Genomic DNA, 26,432 nt, shown 5'->3' with positions numbered 1-26,432 from the left:
GGGCTCCTCGAAACGGCGCGGCCCGGGCACGGATGTGACGCGGATTCGGTTGCGCACCGTGTTGTGGACGCTAGGAGCCCCGCCCGGACGCGGCGATCGGGGCCGGGTGAACGGGTGAGCCGTTACTCCATCAGAGGGGGTACGCCACCACCGGGGCGGGATTACGCGGCCGGCGCCGCCGTGGGCGAGCCGGGGCGGCGGACGAGGAACGCCGCCAGCGCCCCCGCGGCGAACAGGGCGACGACGGAGACGGCCGTCCCCAGCCACTGGGTGCCGAGCCACTGGGTACCGAAATAGCCCAGCGACACGCTGTAGCCCGCCCAGGCCATGCCCGCCAGGACCGACCAGGGCAGGAACTCCGCCACCTCGCGCTGCGTCTTGCCCGCCCCCAGGGACACCACCGAGCGCCCGGCCGGGGCGAAGCGGGCGATCACCACCAGGGCGCCGCCGCCGCGGGCCAGAGCAGCACCGAGCCGCTCATGGGCCCGCGTCAGCCTGCGGGAGCGGGCGATGGCCCGGTCCAGCCGGGCGCCCCCGCGCCGGGCCAGCCGGTACGCGGCCATGTCCCCCAGCACCGAGGCGGTCGTGGCGATCACGAGCAGGGCCAGGATGTCCGGCACCTGCGTGGGCACGGCCACCGGCCCCGCCGCTCCGGCGGCCGCCGCGGCCGCCGCGGCGGTGATCACGAGAACCCCGCTCGGCAGCACCGGAAGGAACACGTCGAGCACGACGGACACCGCCACCACGGCGTAGATCCATGGGCTCGCGGTCAGCGACCCCAGAGTCTCAAACAAGGCGGGACTCCCCAGTCCGGTTGACGTGCAGCGGCATGAAGCGCCGCGACGTCGCGGGGGAGCGGCAGGAGCGGCTTGACAGCCATACAGCGTACGCCCGCGGTTCGCCCTCCGGATGCCCGGGGCAGCCCCTACTCCGCCGCGGTGAGCTCACGGTCGAGCACCTGCACCAGTCGGGCACCCGTACGGTTCTTGCGCGTCTGATCCAGCCGCAGCCGGGCCGTCCGCCCTGCCAGCGCCAGCGTCATCAGCTGGTTCCCGAACCACGGCCCGCCCGTACGCCGCCAACTGAGCGGCGGCCGCCCCGTTCGCCCGTGCCGGGAGAAGCCCCGCCCCAGCCAACGCCCCATACGCGACCAGCCCAGTCGGAAGCCCAGCTTCACCGCCGTGGGGATGGAGTTGTGCACCGGCGAGCACGTCAGCTGGAACACCCGCGCCGTGCTGGGTATGAGCGGCTCGGCCACATACGCGTGGTGCACGTCCCCCGACAGCACGCACACCGTCGCAGGCGCCCGCGGCCCCGTCCCGACCTCCTCGAGCAGATCGGTCAGCGCCGCGAACGAGGCCGGGAACGCCGCCCAGTGCTCCAGATCGCTGCGCCGGCGCAGATTCTCGCCCACGCGCGCCCACCTCGGCCCCCGCTCCCCTCTGCACATCGCGGCGTTCCACGTCTCCGCGTCGTGGATCAGATGCGGCATCAGCCACGGCAGGGAGGACCCGATCAGCAGATGGTCGTAACCCCCGTGACCCGCGAGGGCGTTCTCCCGCAGCCAGCCCTGCTCCGCCGGGTCGAGCATCGCCCGCCCGTCCTCGGCCAGCACGCGCGCGCCCCGGGTGTCCACCATCAGCAGCCTGGTCCGGCCGAAGTCGCGCCGGTAACTCCAGCGCACCGAGGCCGGGTCGGCGTCCGCCGCGGACGCGAAGGTGCGCAGCAGATCCGTGCCGTCAGGGGCCTGCCGTATCGCCTCGTAGAGCCCGTCGGCCGCCAGCTCGGCGGGCGAGAGATTGCCCAGGTGCTGGTACACCCAGTACGACATCAGCCCGCTGAGCACCCGCTCCTGCCACCACGGCGTCGCCCGCATCTCCGCCAGCCAGGCCGCGCTCGTGTTCCAGTCGTCGATGACGTCGTGGTCGTCGAATATGTGCAGGCTCGGCACGGTCGACAGCAGCCAGCGGATCTCCGGATCGCGCCAGGATTCGTCATAGAGCCGGGTGTACTCCTCGTAGTCCGCGACCTGGGCGCCGGGCGCCTCCCGCAGGTCCCGCCGGGCCGCGATCCACTGGCGGGTCTCCTGGGACAGCGCGTCGGCGTACACCTGGTCGCCGAGCAGCAGCAGGACGTCCGGCCGCACCGCCTCCGGGTCGGCGGCCAGCCGCGCGGCGAGGGTGTCGAGCGCGTCCGGGCCGTGGGGGCCGTGCCGACCGGCGGGCGGCACGGCCTGCCGGCAGGAACCGAAGGTGATGCGCAGCCCGTCGGCCGCCGGACGGCCGGAGCCCGCGACGGCCGGGGCGGTGATCGTGCTCGGCGGGAAGCCGCCGTCGGGCAGCGGCCACACGCGCACGCCGTCCAACAGCACCTCGTACGCCGTCGCCGTCCCCGGAGTCAGGCCGGTCACCGGCACCAACGCGTAATGGTGCCCGGCGATCTGGAAGGTGCGCACGCTGCCTCCCGCCCCGTCGGCACACCGCACCTCGGCTGTGCACGGGCGGTCCGCCTCGACCCATATCGTGGCGGACCCGCCCGTGTCCCAGTCGACGTAGCGCAGCAGCGGCCCCAGACGCAGTCCGGCCATGGAACTCCCCCTCCTCCGTAGCGCCTGTGATCACGGTACGACGGTGAGGGGGCGCCCCGCCTCCCCCTGGCGGGGGAGATGATCGGCCGACTTCGTCAACGGCGCGCCGACGCCGGCCCAAGCGGTGCCTCCGGCGCAGGCCTCAGCAGCCGTTGAGGAGGTTGACCAGGGCCGTCTTCTCGCCGGAATCCATGCTCAGACCCCAGTACTGCTTCACGTGGACCCACATGCGCGCGTACGTGCAGCGGTAGGCGGTCCGCGGCGGCAGCCACTTGCCGGGGTCGAGGTCGCCCTTGGCCTGGTTGACGTTGTCCGTGACCGCGATGAGCTGCGGGCGGGTGAGGTCGTTGGCGAACTGCTGGCGCTTGGACGTGGTCCAGGAGCTGGCGCCGGAACGCCAGGCCTCGGCGAGCGGGACCATGTGGTCGATGTCGAGGTCGGAGGCGGCGGTCCAGGTGGCGCCGTCGTACTCGGAATACCAGCTTCCGCTCACGGCGGCACAGGCGGAGTCCTGGACGACGTTCACGCCGTCCCGCTTGAGGACGGTCTCGCGGGTGTTGCAGGTGCCGGAGACGGTGCTCCAGTGCGGGAAGAGGTCACGGCTGTAGCCGGAGGTCGACCCCTCGGCGCGCGGCGTCACGGTCGCCAGGTACGAGCGGGCGGCGGCGGCGCTGATGGGGCTTGGCGGGGCGGCCTGGGCGCTCGGGGCGTTGACGAGGGAGGTGAGGGAAGCGAGGGCAACCGCTGACGCGAACACGCCGATTCGACGCGCGTAGATGGCGGGTATGAGTGCCATGGAGGGCTCCCTGGATGCGGGGGGATGTGGGCCGTGCGGCCCCGGAGGGGCGCGGCCATGGTTGCGGCGCCAGGTTTCGCGGGGGTGGGCGCCAGGTGACAGCCTGGCGACATGGGCACGTCACATCAAGTGCCGCAACAGGGCCCACCCAAATGGAAGTTGAGGTTCCGGGGATGGGGCGGGTCGGGGTGGGACGGGGTGTGGCGGGGCGGGGTGTGCCGGGGCGAGTGGGGTGGGTGAGGTGAGTGAGGCGGGTGAGGTGTTGGGGAGGTCCGGCAGGGCGGGATCGGGGGCGGTGGCGGGAGCTGGGGCGGTGAGGGGGGCGTGACCAAGGCCCCATTTCGGGCGCCCGGGAGCGTCGCGTACCCTGATGGAGCAGAAGGGGAGTAGCTCTTCGCCGGACCGTCGACATACTGCTGGGTCACCCCAGCCGGCGCCCGGAGGCAGGCCGCGGACAGCGGTCGGCCAGCGAGACCTTCGGCCGCAGTGTCCTGTTCATGTGCAGGCGCGTTCGTTTTTTCGTACGCGTACATGCAAGCCAGGGCGCCGCCGAGCCGAAGCGACCCCTGAAACACCCCAGGTCTCTCGGTCCCGATGGCGTCCTGCCCGACCGATTGAGGTTTCACCCTTGTTCAGCTTCACCGTCGCGGCGATCGCCTTCGGCGTCGTCTTCCTCGCCGAGCTCCCCGACAAGACGGCCCTCGCCGGCCTGATGCTCGGCACCCGCTACCGCGCCTCGTACGTCTTCGCCGGCGTCGCCGCCGCCTTCGCCGTGCACGTGGCCCTGGCCATCGCGGCGGGAAGCGTCCTCACCCTGCTCCCGCACCGGCTCGTCCAGGCCGTCGTCGGAGCCCTCTTCCTCGCGGGCGCGGCCATGCTGCTCCTGAAGAAGGACGACGGCGAGGAGCAGGTCAAGCCGCCCGCCGACCAGTCCTTCTGGAAGGTCTCCGGCGCCGGATTCATGCTGATCCTGGTCGCGGAGTTCGGTGACCTGACCCAGATCATGACGGCCAACCTGGCCGCGCGGTACGACAACCCGGTGTCCGTCGGCCTCGGCGCAGTGCTCGCCCTGTGGGCGGTCGCGGGCATCGGCATCCTGGGCGGTCGCACCCTGATGAAGTACGTGCCGCTGCGGCTGATCACCAAGATCGCGGCGGCGGTGATGGGGGCCCTGGCCGTGTTCTCGCTGTACGAGGCGATCGCGGGATGAGCGGGGCGCGCGTGTTGGTACGGGGGTGACGCGAGGGGAGGCTGCGCGGACGTGGGTCGGTGGCTTCGGTGGGCTGCCGTTGCTGCTCTTGGGCGGGACCAGGGAGGGGTCCTCAGCCGCGTAGCGATCCACGGCGGCCCGATCTCAGCCCGGGTCGGCCGTCGGGCGCCGAAATATGAGGAGGGTGTGGCGATCTGGCGCGCCCCCGGGACGCCGATCGGTCTCTGGGCGCTGCCTGGTGTGGGCAGGGGCAGGGGCCGGGACCGTGCCCGCGCCGCTGAACCTGGCCGGGGGCGATGGCGGGGCTTGGCTGACGCCCCAAGGAACTCGGGGAACTCGGGCACCCTCATCGCCGATCTGCCCGCAGGGCCTCTCGGGTGCTGGTGACCGTTCTCCTGGGGGCTTCCCGTCCGCCCTCGAAGCCTCCGGCCGGCGTTCAGTCCCGCCGAGGCCTCGCTCCTATGCCTGCGCTGCGACCCTCAGCTGGATCGAGCCGTCCGGAGCGGTCGTGACGTGGAGCGCAGTGAGGTCCGGGACGTGCGTGGTGGGGGTGTGGGCGGCTGCGCGGGGGCCCACGCCGATCACGCGCATGCCCGCCGCACGGCCCGCGGCTATGCCCGCGGCCGAGTCCTCGAACACGATGCAGTCGGCCGGGTCCACACCCAGCGCGGCGGCGCCCTTGAGGAAGCCCTCGGGGTCGGGCTTGCTCGCCTGGACAGACTCGGCCGTGACGCGTACTGCGGGCATCGGCAGGCCGGCGGCGGTCATCCGGGCCGTGGCCAGGGCTGCGTCGGCGGAGGTGACGAGGGCGTGCGGCAAGCCGTCGAGCGCGGCCATGAACTCCGGGGCGCCCGCGACCGGGACCACGCCGTCGGTGTCGGCGGTCTCGCGGGCCAGCATCACCGCGTTCTCGGCGTGGTTGAGCTCCATCGGGCGGTCCGGCAGCAGGACGGCCATGGTGGCGTAGCCCTGGCGGCCGTGGACCACCTTGAGGGCCTCCTCCGGGTCCAGCCCGTGGGACACCGCCCAGTCCCGCCAGCAGCGCTCGACCACCACGTCGGAGTTGACGATGGTGCCGTCCATGTCCAGGAGCAGGGCCTTGGCGGTGAGGACGACGGGCGCGGTGGTGGTGCTGGCCGGCATCGGCTGGGCTCCAGACGGGGCGGGAAAAGAGAACAAGTGGTTCCGCCCACCGGTCAGGGAGTGAAGGCGGAACCACTTTGTTCCTCCACGATACAAAAGAGGAGCGGTCCGCGCCACCGAGCGTCGTGTGAGCCTCGTCCCTAACCCTCCAGTGCCCTGCGTGTCGCGGGGCCGTAGACGCCCCACTCCTCGTCGATGTCGTTGTTGTACTGGAAGGTCGACACGGCGTTCTCCACCCTCCAGTCGAACTTTCCGTTGAACTTGCCGCTGTACAGGCCACGCGCCGCCAGCAGCCGCTGCAGTCTCTCCACCTCCGCGCCCGAGTCCCCGTACCGCAGGGTCGGCCCCTGTGGGGGCGGCGTGGGGCTGGGGGCGCGGGGCGGGGTCGGTGACGGGGTCGTGGAAGGGGACGCCGACGAGCGGGACGTGCTCGGTGAGGGGGACGGGGACGCCGACTTGGAGGCACTCGGTGACGGTGAGCGTGAGGGCGAGGCCGACCGGGACGGACCGGTCGTCCGGATGGTCGAGCTCGGGGACGGCTCGGCCGGGGCCAGGCTCGTCACGGGCGCCGAGGCCTTCGCGTCCAGCAGGGCCGTGTCGCTCCCGGCGGAGCCCGGCAGCACCAGGAGCGCCACTGCGGTTCCGCCGAGGGCGACCACTGCGCCGGATGCGATGACGAGCGGCAGCAGCCGCCTGAAAGCCGGGCCGGTCCGCTTCTCCGGGCCCCCGCCCCCACCTCCTCCGCCGCCGGGTCTGGGACCGGGGTACGGGACCGCCCGGAGCCGTGCCGTCTCGGCCGGGTCCGGCGCGAGGGCCGGGTCGTCCGGCCACGGCTGGTGCGCCGGTGCCGCGGGTATCCCGTACGCCGGGGTGTCGTCCTGCGGCGGCTGGACGACCGCCCGCGCCACCGGCGGCGGGGGCGCCTCGTCGTCGGGCTCGCGGGGGTCGGGCAGCGTTACGTACGGACGGATGCGCAGGGGGTCGAAACCCGCACCCGGTGCACACCGGCAGGCGGCACCGCGGGCACCGCAATCTGGACAGTGTTTACCGTTCACTGGAATCCCTCCCTGGACACTGCCAGCGATTATGCAGACCCGCCGGGCGCCTCCCAACCCCTGCCGAGAGGCCATAACCGGACACACCACGCAGGATGGAGATGTTGATCTGGCCAGAGGAGGCATCGATGGCTCAGGACGTGACCACGGAACCCGGGGGACCCGGTCCGGGTCCGAAACGCTCCGGACCCGCCGCCGAACACTCCTCTCGCGAGGTCCTCGTCTCCATCAGCGCCCTCCTCCTGGGCCTGCTGATCGCCGCACTCGACCAGACCATCGTGTCCACCGCCCTGCCGACCATCGTGAGCGAGCTCGGCGGCATGGCCCACCTGTCCTGGGTGGTCACCGCCTACATGCTCGCCTCCACCGCCGCCACACCCCTGTGGGGCAAACTCGGCGACCAGTACGGGCGCAAGAAGCTGTACCAGTACGCCATCGTCCTCTTCCTCATCGGCTCCGCCCTCTGCGGCCTCGCCCAGAACATGCCCCAGCTGATCGGTTTCCGCGCCATGCAGGGCCTCGGCGGCGGCGGACTCATCGTGCTGTCGATGGCGATCGTCGGCGACATCGTCCCGCCCCGCGAACGCGGCAAGTACCAGGGCCTCTTCGGCGGCGTCTTCGGCGCGACCAGCGTGCTCGGCCCACTGCTGGGCGGGCTGTTCGTCGACCAGTTGTCCTGGCGCTGGGTCTTCTACATCAACCTCCCCATCGGTCTCGTCGCACTCGCCGTCATCGCCGCCGCGCTGCACATCCCGGCGCGCCCTTCGAAGCACACGATCGACTACCTCGGCACCTTCCTCATCGCCTCGGTCGCCACCTGCCTCGTGCTGGTCGCCTCCCTCGGCGGCACCACCTGGGCGTGGGGCTCGGCCCAGATCATCGGCCTCGCGGTGCTCGGCCCGGTGCTGCTCGTCGCCTTCGTCCTCGTGGAGCGCAAGGCCGCCGAACCCGTCCTTCCGCTGAAACTGTTCCGCATCCGCACCTTCACCCTCTGCTCGGTGATCAGCTTCATCGTCGGCTTCGCCATGTTCGGAGCGATGGTCTACCTGCCGACCTTCCTCCAGATCGTCCAGGGCGTCTCGCCGACCATGTCCGGCGTCCACATGCTGCCGATGGTCGTCGGCATGCTGATCTCCTCCACGGCCTCCGGCCAGATCGTCAGCCGCACCGGCCGGTGGAAGGTCTTCCCCATCGCCGGCACCGCCGTCACCGCCGTCGGCCTGCTCCTGCTGCACCAGCTGCACCGCACCAGCTCCACCTGGGAGATGAGCGCCTACTTCTTCGTCTTCGGCGCGGGACTCGGCCTGGTCATGCAGGTACTCGTACTCGTGGTGCAGAACGCCGTCACCTACGCCGACCTCGGCGTCGCCACCTCCGGTGCCACCTTCTTCCGCTCCATCGGCGCCTCCTTCGGCGTCGCCATCTTCGGCACGATCTTCACCAACCGGCTCGACGACACACTGGCCGCCTCACTCGCGGGCGTCACGCTGCCGCCCGGAGCCGGCGTCGGCGATCTGGAGGCCGACCCGCGGGCCATCGGCGCGCTCCCCCCGGAGTTGCAGCCCCGCGTGCTCGACGCCTACGCCACCGCCATCACGGACGTCTTCCTCTACGCCGTGCCGATCGTCCTCATCGCCTTCGTGGTCGCCTGGTTCCTCAAGGAGGACAAGCTCCGCGCCTCGGTCACCGCGCCCGATGTGACCGAGACCCTCGCCTCCAACCCCGTGGAGCGTTCCTCCCGCGACGAGGTCGCCCGCGCGCTGTCCGTCCTCGGCACCAAGGAGGGCCGCCGGCACGTCTACGAAAAGATCACCGAGAAGGCCGGCTACGACCTGCTTCCCGCCACCAGCTGGCTGCTGCTGCGCATCAACAAGTACGGCTCCGCCGAGCCCGCGATGCTCGCCGACCGCACCATCGTGCCGCTGAAGGTCATCACGGACGCCGGCCGCCAGGCCGAGGAGCGCGGGCTCGCCGTACGGGACGGGCTGGCGCTCGTCCTGACCGGCAAGGGGCGCGAGGCTGCGGCCGAACTCGCCGCCGCCCGAGAGGAGTCCCTCGCCGAACTGCTCGGCGACTGGTGGGGCCCGGACCGCCCGACCGACCTGGTCAAGCTGGTCCGCGAGATCAACACCGAGCTCTGCGGATCCGACAGCGAGGAGCCCTATGACGCCCTTTCGCGCCGGGACCACGCCGCGCACTAGCGCCCCCTGAGCGCCATCCGCCCGACGGCGCCGAAGGGCCGGGGCGCGAGAGCCGGAGCGGGTCAGACCAGGCGCTTCTCGAACCAGTGCTCCGCATACGGGCCCGAGTTGTAGGCGGGTATCTCCGCATACCCGTGCCGCGCGTACAACGCCCGGGCCTCCACCAGGTCCGAGCGGGTGTCCAGCCGGACCCGCCCGGCACCCAGCGCACGGGCCTGCGCCTCCAGGACTTCGAGCAGGGCCGCCCCGCCGCCGGTACCACGGGCGCGCCGGTCGACGTACACCCGGGTGAGCTCGGCGGTGACGGGGTCGAGCAGGCGTATCCCGCCGCACGCCAGGGGCTCGCCACCCAGCCGGCCGACCACGAACTGGCCCGTCGGCGGGACCAGGCCGCCATCCGGGAAGTCCAGGAGGCACTGATCGATCTCGGCTTCCGTGACGGTCCGTTTCCAGTACCGGCCGGCGATCTCCGCGTAGTACGCGCGCCGCAGGAGGGTGGCGTCGGGGGTGGTGTACGGCTCGGGGGCCACGGTCCATGCGGGGGCCGGGGCGGGGACGGAGGCGGGGGCCGGGGTGTGGGTGGCGTGTTCGCTGTGAGTGGTCATGGCGTCATTGTGGAGTTCGCCGCGGATCTCCCGCGTGGAATATCCACAGCGCCGGGCCGATGATAGGAAAAAGGGGCGAACCGTGCATACCTGGAGGGTGTGAGTCACCATGTCCGAGCATCCCGACTGTGCCCTGATCCGCCGCGGCTACGAGGCCTTCGCCAAGGGCGACATGGAGACATTGAGCTCGCTGTTCACGGCCGATGTGATCCACCACGTGCCCGGAAACAACCCGCTCTCCGGGCACCACAAGGGGCGGGAGAACGTCATCGACCTCTACCGCCGGCTCGGATCGGAGACGAACGGCACCTTCCAGGTGCACCTGGAATCGGTGCTCGCGGACGGGCGGGGCCACGTGATGAGTTTCCACACGGCGCGCGGCGACCGCGGCGACCGTGGGATCGAGATCCACGAGGGCCTCTTCTTCACCATCATCGGCAACAAGATCACCGACATCGACCAGTGCACCGCGGACATCGACGAGGCAGACGCCTTCTGGAGCTGAGCCCGGACAGAGCCGCAGAAAGAGCCGCAGACCGAGCTGGAGACCGAGTCCGGACGGAGCGCGGACGGAGCGCGGACGGAGCCCGGGCCGCGGACGGAGCCCGGGCGGAGACGGGAAAGGCCCGGGGCGCGTGCCCCGGGCCTCCCGACCGCGTCAGGCCTTCTTCGGCGCCGCCTGCTGTACGACCTCGAACGACCACACCGAAGACCCGGAAGCCGCCGGCTTCGGCCGCTCGCCGCCGCCCGCACCGCCCGCACCACCCTGGTGAGCGGCCTTCATCGGCCCCTCCATCCACGCCTGGAAGTCCTCCTCGGACCGCCACCGCGTGTAGACCAGGTACTGGTCGGTGCCCTCCACGGGGCGCAGCAGCTCGAACCACTCGAACCCGTCGGAACCCTCCACGGCGCCCGCCCGCGAGGCGAAGCGCTGCTCCAGCACCTCCCGCTGCTCGGCGGGGACGGTCAGCGCGTTGATCTTCACGATGCTCATGCGGGCCATCCTAGGTATCCCGCGCGGGATATCGTCGTCCAGGTAATGGAACGGGGCACTAAACGCGGCAGCCGGGCGAAGTCGGGGTTGCGGTCAACAGGGCGGGAGGCCGGCGAGGCGTGGCTAACGCGGCAGAGCACAGCGGTGCGAACGGACATGCCGGGGTCATAGGCGGTAGCGGCAGGCTCGGGGCGGCGCGCCTCCTCCTGTGGGCGCTGGCGGGCGCCCTCGCCGTCAGACAGGCCGCCGCCGTGCTGCGCGTCCCACCGGGCGAGTGGCTGAGCGGCTTCCACCTCCCAGGCGGCCTGCCCGGCTCGCTCTACGACGCGGGCCAGTTCACGGGCACGCCGTTCGCCGGGCTGGTCCTCAAGCCGCTCCTCGGCCTCGCCGCGCCGTCGCTGGAGGCCGCCTGGATCGCCGTGACGCTGCTGTTCGTCGCCGCCATCGGCCTGGTCGCCGCGCGCGGCCTGCCCGACCCCGTCCCGCGCCGCACCGCCCTGCTCGCCGCGCCCGTGCTGACCGCCCTGATGATGGTCTCGCTGCCCGTCCGCGAGGCCGCCTCACCCGGCCGGACCGCCATCCTGCCCGTGCTGTTGGTGCTGCTGGCGGTCTTCCGCGTGCCCGGCGAACGCCCGGCCGGCTTCCTCGTCGGCCTCGCCGCCGCCCTCCAGCCCGCCCTGCTGCTCTTCGCCCCGCTGCTGTGGCTCACCGGCCGCCGGGCCACGGCCAGGTCCGCCGCCGTGACCTTCGCCGGGGCAACTGCCCTGACCTGGGCGGCGATGCCCCGCGACTCCTGGACGTACTGGGTCGAGCGCCTGGCCGGCACCGGCCTCGGCGTGGCCCCCGACCACCTCGCCAACCAGTCCGTGCACGGGGCGCTGCTGCGCCTCGGCCTGACCGGACCCGCCGAGATCCTGCTGTACGCGGCCCTCGCGGCCGCGGTCGTCTGGATCGGCCTGCGCCGCGCGGCCCGCTACGCCGCCGACGGGCAGCTGCTGCTCGCCGTCGCCGTCACCGGCTGCGTGGCCGTCGCGGTGTCCCCGACGGGCTGGCGCCACCAGCTGCTGTGGGTGCTGCTCGCCGTCGCGGGCAAGGTCGGCCGGCGCGCCGCCGACCGGCCCGTATGGCCGGTGGCCGTGGTCCTCGCCATGACCCTGCCGAGCGACGTGCTGCTGCCGAACCTGGCCGCGCTGGCCCCCGTACGCGACAACGTGCTGCTCCTCGCCGCGCTGGCCGCGGCCTGCGCGGTGCCGTTCCTGCCGCGCTCGTCGTCGTACTGGCGCGAACCCGTCCCGACGGACTACGGGCGTCCCGCTGCCGCCAGGTGGTCGCGGGTGCCGCTGCTGCCGTTCTGGCGGCGCGTGCTCTCCCGCCCCAACCTGCTGCTGGAACTCCTGCTGATACGGGTCGGCTACTCGATCTACTCGCACATCAGGGCCGCGGCGCCCACCAGCCGCTCGCTCGCCGAGGGCAACGGCAGCCAGATCCACGGCATCGAGCGGGCGCTGGGCATCGACATCGAGCACGCCGTGAACCACGCCGTCGTGAACACGCCCTGGCTGGAGGCGTTCTTCAACTTCTACTACACCTCCTTCCACTTCGTGGTCCCGCTGACGATCCTGGCGGTCCTGTACTGGCGCCGGCCGGGCGACTACCGCTGGGCGCGGGCCTCGCTGGGGCTGGCCACCGTGCTGGCGCTCATAGGGTTCTGGCTCTACCCGCTCGCGCCGCCGCGGCTGATGCCCGGCCTCGGCTTCATCGACACCGTCCACGGGCCGCAGGACCTCGCCAATCCGTCGTACGGGGCCATGACCGCGATCTCCAACCAGTACGCGGCGATGCCCTCGCTGCACTTCGGCTGGTCGCTGTGGTGCGGGATCGTGATCGTGGTGCTCGCGCCGAAGGGCTGGCAGAAGCTGCTGGGGGCGCTGCATCCGCTGATCACGGTGTGCGCGATCGTCGCGACCGCCAACCACTGGGTGCTCGACGCGGTGGGCGGCGCCGTCGTGGTGGCCGCCGGATTCGGGCTCGTGTACGCGCTGTCCGGGCCGCGTCGGCTGAGTACGGGACTTCCCGTGCAGCGCACGGCCGGGCAGGACGCCGAGGCCGGCGAGGGCGGCGAGGGCGGCGAGGACGGCGGGGACCGGGAGCGGCGGATCCACGTTCCGGCCCGGGCGAGGTAGGCACAGCGGGCCGACGGCGGGTAGGCGGCGAGTCGGCGGACGTCGTCCCCGCCCGCCGTCGCTGAGCGCGCGGACGCGGAGTACGGGCTGAGCGGGCCGAAGGGGCGCCGGGGCACAGCTGCCCCGGCGTCCCTTCGGCTGGATCGCCGCTGTCAGTCAGGATCGCCCCGCTCGGGCCGGGCCGCCACCCGAGGGGGTGCGGGTCCGCTGCCGGGGTTCCGCCCCGGACCGCGCGCCTCAAGCGCCGGCGGGCTGGGGAGCGGGCCCCGCGCCGCATGGGTCGGCTCGGCTGGGGGCCGCTGCGAAGGCCGGCGGAGCCGGATGTGGCCGGGACGGGCTGGGCCGGAGGTGCCGGTGGGGGCCTGGAGAGTGGGGACCAGCGGACGGCAGGGGCCGGGGCGTGGGGGGAGTGGCCCCTGCCGTCCTGGGTCACGGGTCAGCCGTGGATCAGCCGTGGCTGACCCGGAGTTCCTTGATGCCGTTGAGCCAGGCCGCGCGCAGGCGGCGCGGGTCGCCGGTCAGGCGGAGGTCGGGCAGGGCGTCGGCCAGGGCGTTGAAGATCAGGTCGATCTCCATGATGGCCAGGGACTTGCCGAGGCAGAAGTGGGGACCGCCGCCGCCGAAACCGAGGTGGGGGTTGGGGTCGCGGGTGATGTCGAAGGCGTCGGGGTTCTCGAAGACCTCGGGGTCGTGGTTGGCGGAGGAGTAGAACAGCCCCACCCGGTCGCCCGCCTTGATCTTCTGGCCGCCCAGCTCCGTGTCCTGGGTGGCGGTGCGCTGGAACGACACCACCGGCGTGGCCCAGCGCACGATCTCCTCCGCCGCCGTCGCCGGACGGGTCGCCTTGTACAGCTCCCACTGGTCGGGATGGGTCAGGAAGGCGTGCATGCCGTGGCTGATGGCGTTGCGGGTGGTCTCGTTGCCCGCGACCGCCAGCAGCAGTACGAAGAAGCCGAACTCGTCGGAGCCCAGGTTGCCCTGGCCCTCGGCGGCCACCAGCTGCGTGACGATGTCGTTGGCCGGGCACTCCTTGCGCGCGGCGGAGAGGTTCATGGCGTAGCCGATGAGCTCCATCGCCGCGTTGGAGCCGACCTCCTCGGTGATCGCGTACTCCGGGTCGTCGTAGGCGATCATCTTGTTGGACCAGTCGAAGATCTTGGAGCGGTCCTTCTGCGGTACGCCGATCAGCTCCGCGATCGCCTGCAGCGGGAGCTCGCACGCCACCTGCGTGACGAAGTCGAAGCTGCCGTCGCCCGCGACGCCCGTCGCCTCCGTGACGATCCTGCGCGCCCGGTCGCGCAGCGCCTCCTCCAGACCGCGGATGGCCCGCGGGGTGAAACCGCGCTGCACGATCTGGCGTACGCGCGTGTGTTCCGGCGGGTCCATGTTCAGCATGATCAGCCGCTGGGCATCGATCTGCTCACGCTGGATGTGCTCGTTGAATCGGATGATCGCCGTGTTCGTGGTGGAGGAGAAGAGCTCCGGGTGCGTGGAGACGTACTTGACGTCCGCGTGCCGGGTCACGGCCCAGTAGCCCTCGTCGTCGAAACCGGTGATGCCCCGCCGCTGCGGACACCACCACACGGGTGCGGTCTGCCGCAGCCGTGCGAACTCCGGAAGCGGGACCCGGCTCTGGAGCAGGTCGGGGTCGGTGGCGTCGAAGCCTTCGGGCAGCGCGGGGCATGACATCGGGCGACTCCAAAGTCTGACGGCCCATCAGAAGTTGGCTCGAAGGTAGTAACGAGTTCTAGAAGTGACAAGGGCCGCAGCGCCAACTGTTGCGTGTGGAATCCGTGCAGGGCGCGTGCAAGACCCTTGCGTGGCGGGGCATGAGGTCATAAGACTGCGGGGAGAAGTAGAACGCGTACTAGTTCGGGCGGGGCGCCGGGACGGCCCGCCGCGTCGGCACAGTGCAGGAGAGGACGAGCTCATGGCCGCGGAACCCGTCATCGTCGAAGCCGTACGCACCCCCATCGGCAAGCGCGGGGGCGCGCTCGCCAACCTCCATCCCGCTTACCTGCTCGGCGAGACCTACCGCGAACTGCTCGCCCGTACCGGAATCCAGCCCGACTGCGTCGAGCAGATCGTCGGCGGAACCGTCACGCACGCAGGCGAGCAGTCGATGAACCCCGCCCGCAACGCCTGGCTCGCCATGGGGCTCCCGTACGAGACGGCCGCGACGACCGTGGACTGTCAGTGCGGCAGCTCCCAGCAGGCCAACCACATGGTCGCCAACATGATCTCCGGCGGGGTCATGGACATCGGTATCGCCTGCGGGGTCGAGGCCATGAGCCGCGTACCGCTCGGCTCCGGATCCAAGCACGGCCCGGGCAAGCCCTTCCCGGACGAGTGGAACGTCGACCTCCCGAACCAGTTCGAGGCCGCCGAACGCATCGCCCGCAACCGGGGCCTGACCCGCGAGGACGTCGACCGGCTCGGGGTGCGCTCCCAGGAGCGGGCCGCCGCCGCCTGGGCCGAGGAGCGGTTCAAGCGCGAGACCTTCGCCGTGCAGGTGCCGACGACGGAGGAGGAGCAGGCCGCCGGACAGGGCATGTGGCGGCTCGTCGACCGCGACGAGGGCCTGCGCGACACCAGCATGGAGGCCCTGTCCCGGCTCAAGCCGGTCATGCCGACCGCCGTGCACACCGCCGGGAACTCCTCGCAGATATCCGACGGTGCCGCCGCCGTGATGTGGGCCTCGCGCAAGATGGCCCGCGCGCTCAAGCTCAGGCCGCGCGCCCGGATCGTCGCCCAGACGCTGGTCGGCGCCAACCCGCACTACCACCTGGACGGGCCGATCGACGCGACACGGGCCGTGCTCGGCAAGGCGGGGATGTCCCTGAAGGACATCGACCTGGTCGAGATCAACGAGGCCTTCGCCTCCGTCGTCCTCAGCTGGGCCCAGGTCTTCGACCAGGACCTGGAGAAGGTCAACGTCAACGGGGGCGGCATCGCGCTCGGCCACCCCGTCGGCGCCACCGGCGCCCGGCTGATCACCACCGCGCTGCACGAGCTGGAGCGCCGGGACAAGGAATTCGCGCTGATCACCATGTGCGCCGGCGGCGCGCTGGCGACCGGAACGATCATCCAGCGCCTGTGACGCGCCGCCGGTGCCCGTGGTGCCGCCCGTGCCACCGCCCGTGACACCGCCCGTGACTCCGCCTGTGAGGCGCCTCTGAACCCCGTGGGATGGGATGCAGAAGGCCCCGGCGGCCGGACCTGGGGAGGCCGGCCACCGGGGCCTTCGTATGTCTGCTGTCTGCTGTCCGCTGGTGGCTTAGTACCAGTGGTTGGCCTGCCAGAAGTTCCAGGCACCGACCGGGCTGCCGTAGCGCTCGTTCATGTAGTCCAGGCCCCACTTGATCTGGGTGGCCGGGTTGGTCTTCCAGTCCGAGCCCGCGGAGGCCATCTTCGACGCCGGCAGGGCCTGGACCAGGCCGTACGCGCCGGAGGAGGCGTTGGTGGCGGTGGGGTTCCAGCCGCTCTCGTGCGAGACGATCTTGTCGAAGGCGGCGAACTGGGCCGGGTCCTTGATCATCTGCTGGGCGATCGCCTTGGCGCTCGTCGGGGCGGCCTGCGCGGGAACCGCGGCCAGCATGGAACCGGCGACACCCAGGGCGACGACGGTACCCGCGAGGGTCTTCTTGGAGGCGGCGATGCGGCGGATGACGGCGTTGGACACGGATTGACCTTCCGAAGGGGACAAGGGCGGTCGCAGGCATGCCGAAGACATGCGTGAGCCACTCACGCGAAGGAGAGGGGTTCGACGGCGGGAGGGTGAAGTACCGAAGTACCCCTGCCGCCCTGCGACTCATCCAGTTCTACAGAGCCCCCGGGGACCTGGCAACGAGCCCGCCTACTAGCGGACCTCGCAGCGGGGGCGCTGCGGACTCCCTCCTCGCTCACCGGTATCGGTGCAGGTGGAGGGGCTGCGGAGGGGGTGATATGTTCCCGAAAAGGGCTACTACCCCTTTTCGTATGTGACGTGGGTCCTATGGGGCGGCTCACCGTCGAGGGGCCCGGATCTCACCCTTTGTGGTCGTTCGTGCCCCTTCAAGGGTTGTGGTCGGGGCTGCTCCCGGCCCCCGATTCGAAGGTGACGGGCGCGTCGAAGGCCGCCTTGCGAGTCGCCCGCCGCAGGGCCTTCAGCAGTGCGGCGCCGAGCGTGAGCGTCAGTACGACGGTCAGCGCGGCCCGGCCCAGGTCCCAGCCCACCGACGTCGCCAGGCAGTACGCGGCGAAGCGCGCCAGGTTCGCCGCCACCGGCTCACCGGGGTGGAAGGAGATGCCCTGCCCCATGCCCTGAAGGATCACCCAGCCCTGCAGGTTCATGATCGTGCCGTACGCGAACGAACCCGCGAAGCCGTACGCCGCCAGCATCCCGAGCTCCGCCCGGCCGCGGATCCGGTCCGAGCCCGGCAACAGCCCGGCGCCCAGCGAGAACCAGCCCATGGCCAGCATCTGGAACGGCATCCACGGACCGACCCCGCCCGTCAGCAGGGCGGACGCGAACATGGTCACCGAGCCGAGCACGAAGCCGAAGCCGGGACCGAGGACACGCCCGCTGAGCGCCATCAGGAAGAACATGGGCTCCAGGCCGGCCGTGCCCGCGCCCAGCGGCCGCAGCGCCGCCCCGACGGCGGCGAGCACCCCGAGCATCGCCACCGCCTTGGCGTCCATGCCGTCGTCGGCGACGGTCGCGACGACGACGGCGACGAGGAGGGGCAGGAGCGCGGCGAAGAGCCAGGGGGCGTCCTGGGAGTGCGCGAGGCCGGACTGGCGGTCGGCGAGGAGCGGCCAGCCGAAGGCCGCGATGCCGATGAGGGTGACGAGGACCAGGGCGGCGGCGGCCCGCGGCCCGATCCGGACGGGGCGGGGCGCCCGGCGGGGCGCGCGGCGGGGTGTGGAGCGGGCGACGGGGCGGTTCACGGGGTGTCCGCCAGGGCCAGGGCTTCGGCGACCTGGCCCACCGTGAGCCAGTGGCCGGGCGCCAGGACCTTCGCCACTTGCGGCGCGAACGCGGGGGAGGAGACGACGACCTCCGCGGTCGGGCCGTCTGCGACGATCTCCCCGCCGGCCAGCACGACCACGCGGTGGGCCAGCTCGGCGGCGAGTTCCACGTCGTGCGTGGCCAGGACGATGGCGTGGCCCTGCGCGGCGAGCGAGCGGAGGATCTCGATCAGGCGGGCCTTGGCGGCGTAGTCCAGGCCGCGGGTGGGCTCGTCGAGGAGCAGCAGGGCGGGCCGGCCGGTGAGGACCAGCGCCAGGGCGAGGGCCAGGCGCTGGCCCTCGGACAGATCGCGGGGATGGGTGTCGTCGGGGACGTCCGGGAGCAGGTCGGACACCAGGTCCCGGCAGGTACCGGGGGCCGCGCCCGCGTCGGAGTCGGCGGCGGCGCACTCGGCGGCCACCGTGTCGGCGTAGAGGAGGTCGCGGGGTTCCTGCGGGACGAGGCCGACGCGGCGGACCATCTCGGCCGGGGCCGTGCGGTGGGGGGTGCGGCCGCCGACGGTCACCTGGCCGGTGGTGGGGGCGAGGGTGCCGACGAGGGTCGAGAGCAGGGTGGACTTGCCGGCGCCGTTGCGGCCCATGAGGGCCACGGTCTCGCCGGCCGCCACCGTGAGGTCGATACCGCGCAGGACTTCGGCGCGGCCGCGGCGCACACCGAGGTGGCGGGCCTCGGCGGCCTTGCCGTCCGTCGCCGGGGCGGGCCCGGCGGGGGTCGGCCGGCCCCGGCGGAGCAGGCGCGAAAGCAGCCCGGGGGCTGCGCTGCCAGCGACTCCGCCCCCGGACCCCGGCGCCTCGAACGCCGGCGGGGCCGGATGCCGCTGATGCGGTGCGCCTGGCGCGGGGTTCCCCCGGGCCGGGCCCGTCGAACCGGCGGCAGCAGACAGGCGGTCCCGGAGCGGCGCGGCCCGGCGGCGGGCGTCGCGGATCGAGAGGGGGAGCGGGGACCAGCCCGCGAGGCGGCCCAGCGAGACCACCGGAGGATGGACCGGGGAGACGGCCATGATCTCGGCCGGGGTGCCGAGGACCGGGGCCGCGCCCGGGGCGGGCAGGAGCAGCACCCGGTCGGCGTACTGGACCACCCGCTCCAGCCGGTGCTCCGCCATCAGGACGGTGGTGCCGAGGTCGTGGACCAGGCGCTGGAGGACCGCCAGGACCTCCTCCGCCGCCGCCGGGTCGAGGGCCGAGGTGGGTTCGTCCAGGACCAGGACCTTCGGGTGCGGGGTCAGGACCGAGCCGATCGCGACCCGCTGCTGCTGCCCGCCGGACAATGTCGCGATCGGGCGGTCGCGCAGCTCGTTCAGACCCAGGAGGTCGAGGGTTTCCTCGACCCGGCGGCGCATCACCGCAGGTGGCAGGCCCAGGGACTCCATCCCGTAGGCCAGCTCGTCCTCGACGACGTCCGTCACGAAGTGCGCCAGGGGGTCCTGGCCGACCGTGCCCACCACGTCGGCGAGTTCCCGCGGCTTGTGGGTACGGGTGTCGCGGCCCGCGACCGTCACCCGGCCGCGGAGCGTGCCCCCGGTGAAGTGCGGGACCAGCCCGGAGACCGCCCCCAGCAGGGTGGACTTGCCGACCCCCGACGGGCCGACGAGCAGCGTCAGCTCCCCCTCGGGGACCACCAGGTCGACGTTCCGGAGGGACGGGCCGGCCGCGCCCTCGTACGTGACGGAGACCTGCTCGAAGCGGATCACAACGACGCCTCCTTGGGCGGTACGGGGGCCACGAGCGCGGGCAGCAGGCCGATCAGGATCGCGGCCGCCGGCCAGAGCGGCAGCGAGGGCGCGACCAGCGGGACCACACCCGGGCTCAGGGCCCCGGGGTCGCGGGTGCCCGCGTGGACGAGGAGGGCGGCGACGGCCGCGCCCGACCCGGCGACCAGCCAGGCGCGCGCACCCCAGCGGTCGGGCCGGTAGCGGGTCCGCACCGACCGGCGCCCGCCGAGGCGCAGGCCGGCGAGGGCCAGCGCCAGGCCGATGCCGAGCACCGGGAGCCCGTACGCGGCCCCCTGCGCGGCGAGCAGCCCGTACGTGCCGGCGCACATGCCGAGCAGGCCGCCGAGGGTGAGGACGTTGGTGGTGTGCCGGACGGCGGGCGGCACGTGCGCGGTGCGCCCGTACCCGCGCGCGTCCATCGACGCGGCCGTGGCGACGGAACGTTCGAGGGCGCCTTCGAGGACCGGGAGACCGATCTGGAGGATGGCCCGCACCCCGCCGGTGGGGCGGCCGCGCAGCCGGCGGGCCGTCCGTAGGCGGACGACGTCGGCGACCAGGTTCGGCGCGAAGGTCATCGCGACGACGACGGCGACCCCCGCCTCGTAGAGGGCGGCCGGGAGGGACTTCAGGAGCCGGGCCGGGTTGGCGAGGGCGTTCGCGGCGCCCAGGCAGACGAGCAGGGCGGCCAGCTTGGCGCCGTCGTAGAAGGCGAAGACCAGCTGCTCGGCGGTGACCTTGCCGCCGAAGCGGATGCCCTGGGCCCAGGCCGGGAGGGGGAACTCCGGGAGGACGAACAGGACGTGCGAGCCGGGTATGGGGGAGCCGAGGAGCATGGAGAACAGCAGGCGCAGGCCGATGACGACGAGGCCGAGCTTGAGGAAGGCCCCGTAGGAACGGGCCCAGGGGGCGGAGGTCCGGCGGGCCGCGACCACGTAGCCGGCGACGCCGACGATCAGGCCGAGGAGGAGGGGGTTCGTGGTGCGGGAGGCCGCGGTGGCGAGGCCGAGGGCCCAGAGCCACCACGCTCCCGCGTGCAGGGCCGTGGCCCGGTCGGCCCGGGGTGCCTCCCAGCGCCTGCGGCGGTCGTACGAGGGCCCGCGCGCGGGATCCGGCGCCCCGGGCGGGTTCCGCCGGGTCGGGGTCGCGCCGCCGGCCACGGCTCCGGCGGAGGCGCCCCCGCCCCCGGGCCGCGCCGGTCCGGTTCCGGTGGCCGGTCCGGTTGCGGCGCCCGGTCCGGGAGTGGTGCCCGGGTCGGGAACGGTGCCCGGGTCGGGAACGGTGGCCAGGTCGGGAACCGAGTCAGGTCCGGGATCGGTTGTGGTGCCCGGTCCGGTTGCGGAGCCGAGGTCGGGAAGAGCGGCCGGGTCGGGAACGGCGGCAGCCCCGGTTGCGGTGGCCGGTCCGGGAGTGGTGCCCGGGTCGGCACCGGTGCCCTGTCCGGGAACGGTGCCGGGCCCGGTTGCGGTGGACGGTCCGGGAGTCGGGGCCGGGGTCGGGGCGGGGCCGGGGGTGTCGGACGGGCCGACCCCGACCGGGCCGGCGGGAGCGGGCGGGGTCGGGTCGGCGGCGTCGGGGGACGTCATCGGGTGCGGCGGCGGGACTGCCAGACGGCGGCCGCGGCCAGGGCGGCCACCGCCGCGATGCCCGCCAGGAGGCCCGCCGACGGGCCGCCGTCCTCCTTCTCCCCGGTGGCCACGGGCTCGGCCCCCGGGGCATCGGGCATCGGCTCGCCACACCCCTGCTTCGGGTAGCCCGACACCGCGCACAGCAGCGCCGCGCTGTTGTAGCGCAGCGGTTTGGCGACCGCCGCCAGCGCCTCGGCCGCCGTGGCCTCCGGGGCCACCTGCGCGCAGGCCGTGCGCGGCTCCGGCCCCGGCGGGGCTTCGCCCGCCGGGGCGTCCGCCGGGACGCCGAAGTCGATGACCAGCGCCACCCGCTTCGTCCCCTCGGCCGCAGGGGTCGCCGCGCAGATCGCCGTGAAGTCCGCCGCCGCCCGCGGCTGCGCCGCCTCGGCCGACGCGTCCTTGCTCACCGCGAAGCGGAAGCCCTGCACCGAGCCGTCCGCCGGACGGGCCGTCGAGGGGCCCATGGAGGCGTACGCCCACCGGCCGCCCGCGCCGTCCCAGAACGACCAGTAGCGGTAGCTCGAAGCCAGGGCCGGGGCGGAGGCCAGTACGGTCAGCACGGCCCCGAGGGCGAGGGCGAGGGCGAGGGCGAGGGCGAGCGCCGGGGCGAGAGGAGGGCGGCGGCCGGACATCAGAGCTGGTTCTTCTTCTTGCGGCGGCCGCTCAGCAGGATGCCGATGCCCGCGCCGGCCGCGGCGCCCGCGCCGATGATCCACCAGATGTTGTGGCCGCCGGAGGGCTTGTCCTCGTCACCGTCCACCGCGGTCGCGGAGGTGTCCGCGCCCTGCGGGGCCGGGCCCGTCGCGTTCAGTGCCGCCACCAGGTCGGTGCCGCCGAAGGACTTCGGGTCGGTGCCCGTCGCGTGCGCGGCCAGGATCAGCGTGCCGAGGCCCGCCGGGCTGCCCTTCGACCACTGCGCCGAGTTGGCCTTGAGCCATTCCAGGGCGCCCGCCGCCGACTGCTTGTGCCCGGCCGCGGCCAGGGCGATCACCGCGTCGGCGGTGTTGCCGGTGTCCGGGGTCGGCTGGTCCGCGCCCGGGGTCACGGCCGTGAGGTGGCCGTCCTTCTTGAGGGCCTCGGCCAGGTAGCCGGCCGCGCCCTGGGCGGCGGCCACCGGGTCGGCGGCGTCCGCCGGGCAGGCCAGTGCCGCAGCGGGGGTGTCCGTGGTGGCGGGCGCGACGGCCGCGCCCTTGCCGAGGCCGGCCAGCGCGGCGGCGGCCGTGGCGTCGGCGTTGGCGAGCAGCTTGCCCTCGAGCGGCTGGAAGGCGAAGGCGCCCCGGTCGGCGGCGGGCTCGGCGGAGCAGCCCAGCTGGAAGGTGAGCAGCGCCTCGTACGCCGACTTGCCCGCCTTGGACTTGACCTCGGCCGGCTTCTCGCCGGCCGCCACCAGGGCGCTGATCACGATGCCGGTCGAGTTGGCGTCCGTACCGGTGTCCATGGCGCCGCCGGGGTTGTTGCTCCAGCCGCCGTCCTCGCGCTGTACGGACTTCAGCCAGCCGACGGCCTTCTTCACCGTCTCGTCGTGACCGCCGAGCGCGGCCAGCGCCTGCACGGCGGCCGCGGTGGCGTTGGAGTCGATGTACGTCGACGCGTCGCAGGCCTTGGCGGTGTCCGCGCGGAAGGAGGGGAAGGAGCCGTTCGCGCACTGCTGGCCGGTCAGCCAGTCCACGGCCTGCGCGGCGGGCTTGACGCCGACGGTGTGCTGGGCGAGCAGCGCGAAGGACTGCCGCCACACGCCGTCGTACTTCGGGTCGTTCTTGCCGTAGAGCCCGGAGGGGATGACCGGCGGCGCGGAGGGGGAAGCGGGCGGCGCGGTGTCGGCGAGGGCTGCGGGGGCGGCGCCCACGCAGAGCACGGCGGAGGCGGCGAGCGCGGCGGCGCTGCGACGGACGATCATGGGGCGGGTGCCTCTCCTGCTGGGGGGCTGGAGGCAGGCACGCTCAGGCACCGGGCTCCGGCTCCGTTTACCTCGACGGTGCCGGCCGCCGGAGGGCCCGGCGGCACGAGCCGCGCACTTCCGGTACGGGGCATTCCGGCTCCCCGCCGCGGCGGTGCCGAGGGCGGGTCACGGTTGCGGGTCAGCGCCGGAATCTCACCGGCTTCCCCCCGTACAGAGGTGTGGACGACGGGTTCACTCTACCGGCCCGTAACCCGCCCGCCCCGGGGGCGGTGTCCGCCCCGGCCCCTTACAGGGCCCGGTACGTCACGGGGTCGGTGCCCGGGACCGCCTCCGCGCGGCCCTGCTTCACCAGTCGCCGCAGGTGGGCCTCCGCCTCCGAGACCGCGATGTTGCGGGAGCCGTACGGGATCCGGTCCCAGGGCCGGTTCCACTCCATCCGCTCCGCCAGCGCCCAGGGGGTCAGCGGTTCGGCGAGCAGCGCCCACAGTCCGGTGAGCCGCTCCTCGTGGTGGTCGAGGAGTTCCCGTACGCGGGCGGGGGCGTCGGTGAAGGCGTGCTGGTGGGCCGGGAGCACCTCGGCCGGGCCCAGGCGCCCGATGCGTTCGAGGGAGTCGAGGTAGTCCCCGAGGGGGTCGGTGGTACGGATGTCCTCGGGGGCCTCGTACAGGCCGATGTGGGGGGAGATCCCGGGCAGCAGGTGGTCGCCGGAGAAGAGGCGGCCGTTGCCGGGGAGGCCGGCCGGGTGCTGTTCCTCCAGGTGCAGGCAGACGTGGCCGGGGGTGTGGCCGGGGGTCCAGATCGCGCGCAGCCGGCGGCCGGCGAGGGGGAGCAGCTCGGCGGGGACGATCTCCCGGTCGGGGACGGCCGCGCGAAGACCGGGCAGGGTCGGCACGCGGCCGCTCGCGCGGGCGGCGCGCAGCGGGCCGATGTGCTCCTCGGGGGCTCCGGCGGCCGCGAGCTTCTCGCTCATGTAGTCGAACCAGACGCCCGGTTCGGCGGAGCGGGTCCGTACGACGACCTCGGTGTCGGCGGCGTGCATGGCGATCCAGGCTCCGGACGCGGCGCGGACCCGGCCGGACAGGCCGTGGTGGTCGGGGTGGTGGTGGGTGATGACGACGCCGTGGACGTCGGTGACGGTGGTGCCGAGGGCGGCCAGGCCGGCGACGAGGGCGTCCCAGGACGCGGGGTCGTCCCAGCCGGTGTCGACGAGGACCGGGCCGCGGTCGGTGTCGAGGACGTGGACGAGGGTGTGTCCGAGGGGGTTGTCGGGGATGGGGACCTTGATCGCCCACACTCCTCCGCCGTGGTCGGTCACCTGTGGCGTGTCCTGTGACGTGTCCTCTGACATGAGACCCCCTGCTTCCGAGCCGAGCCGAGCCGGACGCTTCCGAGCCGGACGCTTCCGAGCCGAGCCGAACGAGAACTTGTTTCAGTAGTAGCCCAAGTCGACCACCTCCAGGCCTTTCTGACTAGTCGTTGGATCTTCCGGGCTGTTCCGTCCCGGCCGTGGACTCCTCTAACTAGAACTGGTATCAGTTCTGGAACGCCAAGCCGCAGGAGGCATCAGCCATGACCGAGCTCGTGGAACACGGACAACTGTTCATCGGCGGGGAGTGGACGGATCCGCTGGGCACCGACACGATCCGGGTCGTCTCCCCCCACACCGAGCAGGTCATCGGCTCCGTCCCGCACGCCTCGAAGGCCGACGTCGACCGGGCGGTCGCAGCCGCGCGCACAGCGTTCGACGAGGGGCCCTGGCCGCGGATGTCGCTCGACGAACGCGTCGCCGTCGTCTCCCGGATCAAGGACGCCATAGCCGTCCGCCACGAGGAGATCGCCCGTTCCATCAGCTCCCAGAACGGATCCCCGTACTCCTGGAGCGTGCTCGCCCAGGCGCTCGGCCCGATGATGGTCTACGACGCCGCGATCACGGTCGCACGCGCCTATCCGTACGAGGAGCGCCGCCAGGGCGCCCTCGGCCCGATCCTGGTGCGCCGCGAGCCGGTCGGGGTCGTCGCGGCCGTCATCCCGTGGAACGTGCCGCAGTTCGTGGCCGCCGCCAAGCTCGCGCCCGCGCTGCTCTCCGGCTCGACGGTGATCCTCAAGCCCTCCCCGGAGTCCCCGCTCGACTCGTACATCCTCGCCGACATCGCGCGCGAGGCCGGGGTCCCGGAGGGCGTGCTCTCGATCCTGCCCGCCGACCGCGAGGTCAGCGAGTACCTGGTCGGCCACCCCGGAATCGACAAGGTCGCCTTCACCGGCTCGGTCGCCGCAGGCAAGCGCGTGATGGAGGTCGCCGCGCGCAACCTCACCCGGGTCACCCTCGAACTCGGCGGCAAGTCGGCCGCCGTGATCCTGCCCGACGCCGATCTGGACACCGCCATCGCCGGGATCGTGCCCGCGGCCTGGATGAACAACGGCCAGGCGTGCGTGGCCCAGACCCGCGTGCTCGCGCCGCGCAGCCGGTACGGGGAGGTGGCCGAAGCACTAGCGGCGGCGGCCGGGGCCCTGGTGGTCGGCGATCCGCTCGACCCGGCGACCCAGCTCGGCCCGCTCGTGGCCCGGCGCCAGCAGCAGCGCTCCCTGGACTACATCCGCATCGGCCAGGAGGAGGGTGCCAAGGTCCTGGCCGGCGGCGGCCGCCCGGCGGGCCTGGAGCGGGGCTGGTACGTGGAGCCCACCCTCTTCGGCGACGTGGACAACTCCATGCGGATCGCGCGCGAGGAGATCTTCGGTCCGGTCGTCTGCCTGATCCCGTACGGGGACGAGGCGGAGGCGCTGCGGGTGGCCAACGACTCGGAGTTCGGCCTGAGCGGCAGCGTGTGGACGGCCGATGTCGAGCACGGCCTGGACTTCGGCCGTCAGGTCCGGACCGGCACCTTCAACGTGAACACCTTCAGCCTGGACATGCTCGGCCCGTTCGGCGGCTACAAGAACAGCGGCGTGGGCCGGGAGTTCGGCCCGGAGGGACTGAGCGAGTACCTGGAACACAAGATGATCCACCTGCCGGCGACGTACTCACCGGGCGCCGGCGAGGCGGGTGCCTGATGGGTGACCGCTGGCACGTCGAGGTGGACCGGGGGGTCTGCATCGGCTCGGGCATGTGCGTGAACCACGCCCCGGAGGGCTTCGCCCTCGACTCCGCCCGGCAGTCGCACCCGCGCATGCCCGAAACGGACGCGAACGAACCGGTCCTGACGGCGGCGGAGGGCTGCCCGGTGGAGGCCATCATGATCACCCTGGCCGCGACCGGCGAGCCGGTCTTCCCGCCGGAGGAGTAGCCCCCACCCTGTGGAACACGGCCGCGCCGCCGCCAAGGCTTTCCAGGCTGGGAGACGAACCTCCGCCCGCCGGGCCGCGCCGCGCCGCGCCGCGCCGCGCCGCGCCGCGCCGCGCCGCGCCGCGCCGGGC

General features: G+C 73.1%; 22 protein-coding genes and 1 riboswitch. Of the genes, 7 read left to right on the top strand and 15 right to left on the bottom strand.

What is annotated here, in order from left to right; translation table 11 throughout:
* Nucleotides 1–161: 161 nt before the first annotated feature.
* The 3 genes from ACFCZ1_RS12055 to ACFCZ1_RS12045 form a co-directional block, all read right to left on the bottom strand.
* Nucleotides 162–794 (bottom strand): DedA family protein, encoded by a 633-nt coding sequence (locus tag ACFCZ1_RS12055; protein ID WP_376678281.1) that lies wholly within the window; start codon nt 792–794, stop codon nt 162–164.
* 131 nt (nt 795–925) lie between these two features.
* Nucleotides 926–2,587: an alkaline phosphatase D family protein gene (locus tag ACFCZ1_RS12050; protein WP_376678280.1), complete on the bottom strand. Its 1,662-nt coding sequence runs from the start codon at nt 2,585–2,587 to the stop codon at nt 926–928.
* Nucleotides 2,588–2,729: 142 nt separating this feature from the next.
* Nucleotides 2,730–3,374 (bottom strand): HNH endonuclease family protein, encoded by a 645-nt coding sequence (locus ACFCZ1_RS12045; protein ID WP_376678464.1) that lies wholly within the window; start codon nt 3,372–3,374, stop codon nt 2,730–2,732.
* Between the two features lie 637 nt (nt 3,375–4,011).
* Here ACFCZ1_RS12045 and ACFCZ1_RS12040 point away from each other — a divergent pair.
* A complete protein-coding gene (locus tag ACFCZ1_RS12040) occupies nt 4,012–4,593 on the top strand; it encodes a TMEM165/GDT1 family protein (RefSeq protein WP_376678279.1) in 582 nt (193 codons plus the stop codon).
* Between the two features lie 459 nt (nt 4,594–5,052).
* Here ACFCZ1_RS12040 and ACFCZ1_RS12035 read toward each other — a convergent pair whose 3' ends face one another.
* Both ACFCZ1_RS12035 and ACFCZ1_RS12030 read right to left on the bottom strand, forming a co-directional pair.
* Nucleotides 5,053–5,736: an HAD-IA family hydrolase gene (locus ACFCZ1_RS12035; RefSeq protein WP_376678278.1), complete on the bottom strand. Its 684-nt coding sequence runs from the start codon at nt 5,734–5,736 to the stop codon at nt 5,053–5,055.
* A gap of 140 nt (nt 5,737–5,876) precedes the next feature.
* Entirely contained in the window at nt 5,877–6,644 is a 768-nt protein-coding gene (locus ACFCZ1_RS12030) for a peptidoglycan-binding protein (protein WP_376678277.1), read from the bottom strand.
* Nucleotides 6,645–6,919: 275 nt separating this feature from the next.
* Between ACFCZ1_RS12030 and ACFCZ1_RS12025 the strand changes: the two genes are divergently transcribed.
* Nucleotides 6,920–8,992 carry an MDR family MFS transporter gene (locus ACFCZ1_RS12025; RefSeq protein WP_376678276.1) on the top strand — a complete coding sequence of 691 codons (2,073 nt, stop codon included), beginning with the start codon at nt 6,920–6,922 and terminating at the stop codon, nt 8,990–8,992.
* Nucleotides 8,993–9,054: 62 nt separating this feature from the next.
* On the opposite strand, the gene ACFCZ1_RS12020 is transcribed toward ACFCZ1_RS12025, so the two are convergent.
* Complete coding sequence (locus ACFCZ1_RS12020) at nt 9,055–9,597, bottom strand: GNAT family N-acetyltransferase (RefSeq protein WP_376678275.1); 543 nt, start codon at nt 9,595–9,597, stop codon at nt 9,055–9,057.
* Between the two features lie 109 nt (nt 9,598–9,706).
* Here ACFCZ1_RS12020 and ACFCZ1_RS12015 point away from each other — a divergent pair, with 109 nt between their 5' ends.
* Complete coding sequence (locus tag ACFCZ1_RS12015; protein WP_376678274.1) at nt 9,707–10,102, top strand: nuclear transport factor 2 family protein; 396 nt, start codon at nt 9,707–9,709, stop codon at nt 10,100–10,102.
* Between the two features lie 153 nt (nt 10,103–10,255).
* Here the strand turns inward: ACFCZ1_RS12015 and ACFCZ1_RS12010 are convergent, their stop codons facing one another.
* Nucleotides 10,256–10,591, bottom strand: coding sequence for an antibiotic biosynthesis monooxygenase family protein (locus tag ACFCZ1_RS12010; RefSeq protein WP_376678273.1), 336 nt, complete (start codon nt 10,589–10,591; stop codon nt 10,256–10,258).
* Between the two features lie 119 nt (nt 10,592–10,710).
* Here ACFCZ1_RS12010 and ACFCZ1_RS12005 point away from each other — a divergent pair, with 119 nt between their 5' ends.
* Complete coding sequence (locus tag ACFCZ1_RS12005; protein ID WP_376678272.1) at nt 10,711–12,774, top strand: bifunctional glycosyltransferase 87/phosphatase PAP2 family protein; 2,064 nt, start codon at nt 10,711–10,713, stop codon at nt 12,772–12,774.
* Between the two features lie 447 nt (nt 12,775–13,221).
* Here the strand turns inward: ACFCZ1_RS12005 and ACFCZ1_RS12000 are convergent, their stop codons facing one another.
* Nucleotides 13,222–14,463, bottom strand: a complete 1,242-nt coding sequence (locus tag ACFCZ1_RS12000; protein WP_376678271.1) for a cytochrome P450 — start codon at nt 14,461–14,463, stop codon at nt 13,222–13,224.
* A 241-nt stretch (nt 14,464–14,704) separates the two neighbouring features.
* On the opposite strand from ACFCZ1_RS12000, the gene ACFCZ1_RS11995 reads away from it, so the two are divergent.
* On the top strand, nt 14,705–15,874 hold the full coding sequence (locus ACFCZ1_RS11995) for a steroid 3-ketoacyl-CoA thiolase (RefSeq protein ID WP_376678270.1): 1,170 nt from the start codon (nt 14,705–14,707) through the stop codon (nt 15,872–15,874).
* 177 nt (nt 15,875–16,051) lie between these two features.
* Here the strand turns inward: ACFCZ1_RS11995 and ACFCZ1_RS11990 are convergent, their stop codons facing one another.
* The 7 genes from ACFCZ1_RS11990 to ACFCZ1_RS11960 form a co-directional block, all read right to left on the bottom strand.
* On the bottom strand, nt 16,052–16,507 hold the full coding sequence (locus ACFCZ1_RS11990) for a transglycosylase SLT domain-containing protein (protein WP_376678269.1): 456 nt from the start codon (nt 16,505–16,507) through the stop codon (nt 16,052–16,054).
* A 320-nt stretch (nt 16,508–16,827) separates the two neighbouring features.
* On the bottom strand, nt 16,828–17,703 hold the full coding sequence (locus ACFCZ1_RS11985; protein ID WP_376678268.1) for an ECF transporter S component: 876 nt from the start codon (nt 17,701–17,703) through the stop codon (nt 16,828–16,830).
* A complete protein-coding gene (locus tag ACFCZ1_RS11980; RefSeq protein WP_376678267.1) occupies nt 17,700–19,475 on the bottom strand; it encodes an ABC transporter ATP-binding protein in 1,776 nt (591 codons plus the stop codon). Before ACFCZ1_RS11980 ends, ACFCZ1_RS11985 begins: the two co-directional genes overlap by 4 nt.
* On the bottom strand, nt 19,472–20,782 hold the full coding sequence (locus ACFCZ1_RS11975) for an energy-coupling factor transporter transmembrane component T (RefSeq protein ID WP_376678463.1): 1,311 nt from the start codon (nt 20,780–20,782) through the stop codon (nt 19,472–19,474). Before ACFCZ1_RS11975 ends, ACFCZ1_RS11980 begins: the two co-directional genes overlap by 4 nt.
* A gap of 293 nt (nt 20,783–21,075) precedes the next feature.
* The gene (locus ACFCZ1_RS11970; protein ID WP_376678266.1) at nt 21,076–21,753 is read right to left on the bottom strand and encodes an SCO2322 family protein; all 678 of its coding nucleotides are present in this window, start codon (nt 21,751–21,753) and stop codon (nt 21,076–21,078) included.
* Nucleotides 21,753–23,018 carry a prenyltransferase/squalene oxidase repeat-containing protein gene (locus ACFCZ1_RS11965; RefSeq protein ID WP_376678265.1) on the bottom strand — a complete coding sequence of 422 codons (1,266 nt, stop codon included), beginning with the start codon at nt 23,016–23,018 and terminating at the stop codon, nt 21,753–21,755. The genes ACFCZ1_RS11970 and ACFCZ1_RS11965 overlap by 1 nt, the downstream gene beginning before the upstream one ends.
* Before the next feature lie 128 nt (nt 23,019–23,146).
* A riboswitch (cobalamin riboswitch) is annotated at nt 23,147–23,227 on the bottom strand.
* Between the two features lie 80 nt (nt 23,228–23,307).
* Nucleotides 23,308–24,369, bottom strand: coding sequence for an MBL fold metallo-hydrolase (locus ACFCZ1_RS11960; RefSeq protein ID WP_376678264.1), 1,062 nt, complete (start codon nt 24,367–24,369; stop codon nt 23,308–23,310).
* Between the two features lie 221 nt (nt 24,370–24,590).
* Here ACFCZ1_RS11960 and ACFCZ1_RS11955 point away from each other — a divergent pair, with 221 nt between their 5' ends.
* Together ACFCZ1_RS11955 and ACFCZ1_RS11950 are read left to right on the top strand one after the other, a co-directional pair.
* Entirely contained in the window at nt 24,591–26,069 is a 1,479-nt protein-coding gene (locus ACFCZ1_RS11955) for an aldehyde dehydrogenase (protein ID WP_376678263.1), read from the top strand.
* Complete coding sequence (locus ACFCZ1_RS11950; RefSeq protein WP_376678262.1) at nt 26,069–26,302, top strand: ferredoxin; 234 nt, start codon at nt 26,069–26,071, stop codon at nt 26,300–26,302. The genes ACFCZ1_RS11955 and ACFCZ1_RS11950 overlap by 1 nt, the downstream gene beginning before the upstream one ends.
* Nucleotides 26,303–26,432: the final 130 nt, after the last annotated feature.

Origin of the sequence: Streptomyces sp. NPDC056224, from assembly GCF_042267665.1 — a bacterium.
Classification (GTDB): Bacteria; Actinomycetota; Actinomycetes; order Streptomycetales; family Streptomycetaceae; genus Streptomyces.
The sequence above is the reverse complement of the archived record's forward strand: the minus strand, read 5'-3'. Positions and strand labels throughout refer to the sequence as shown.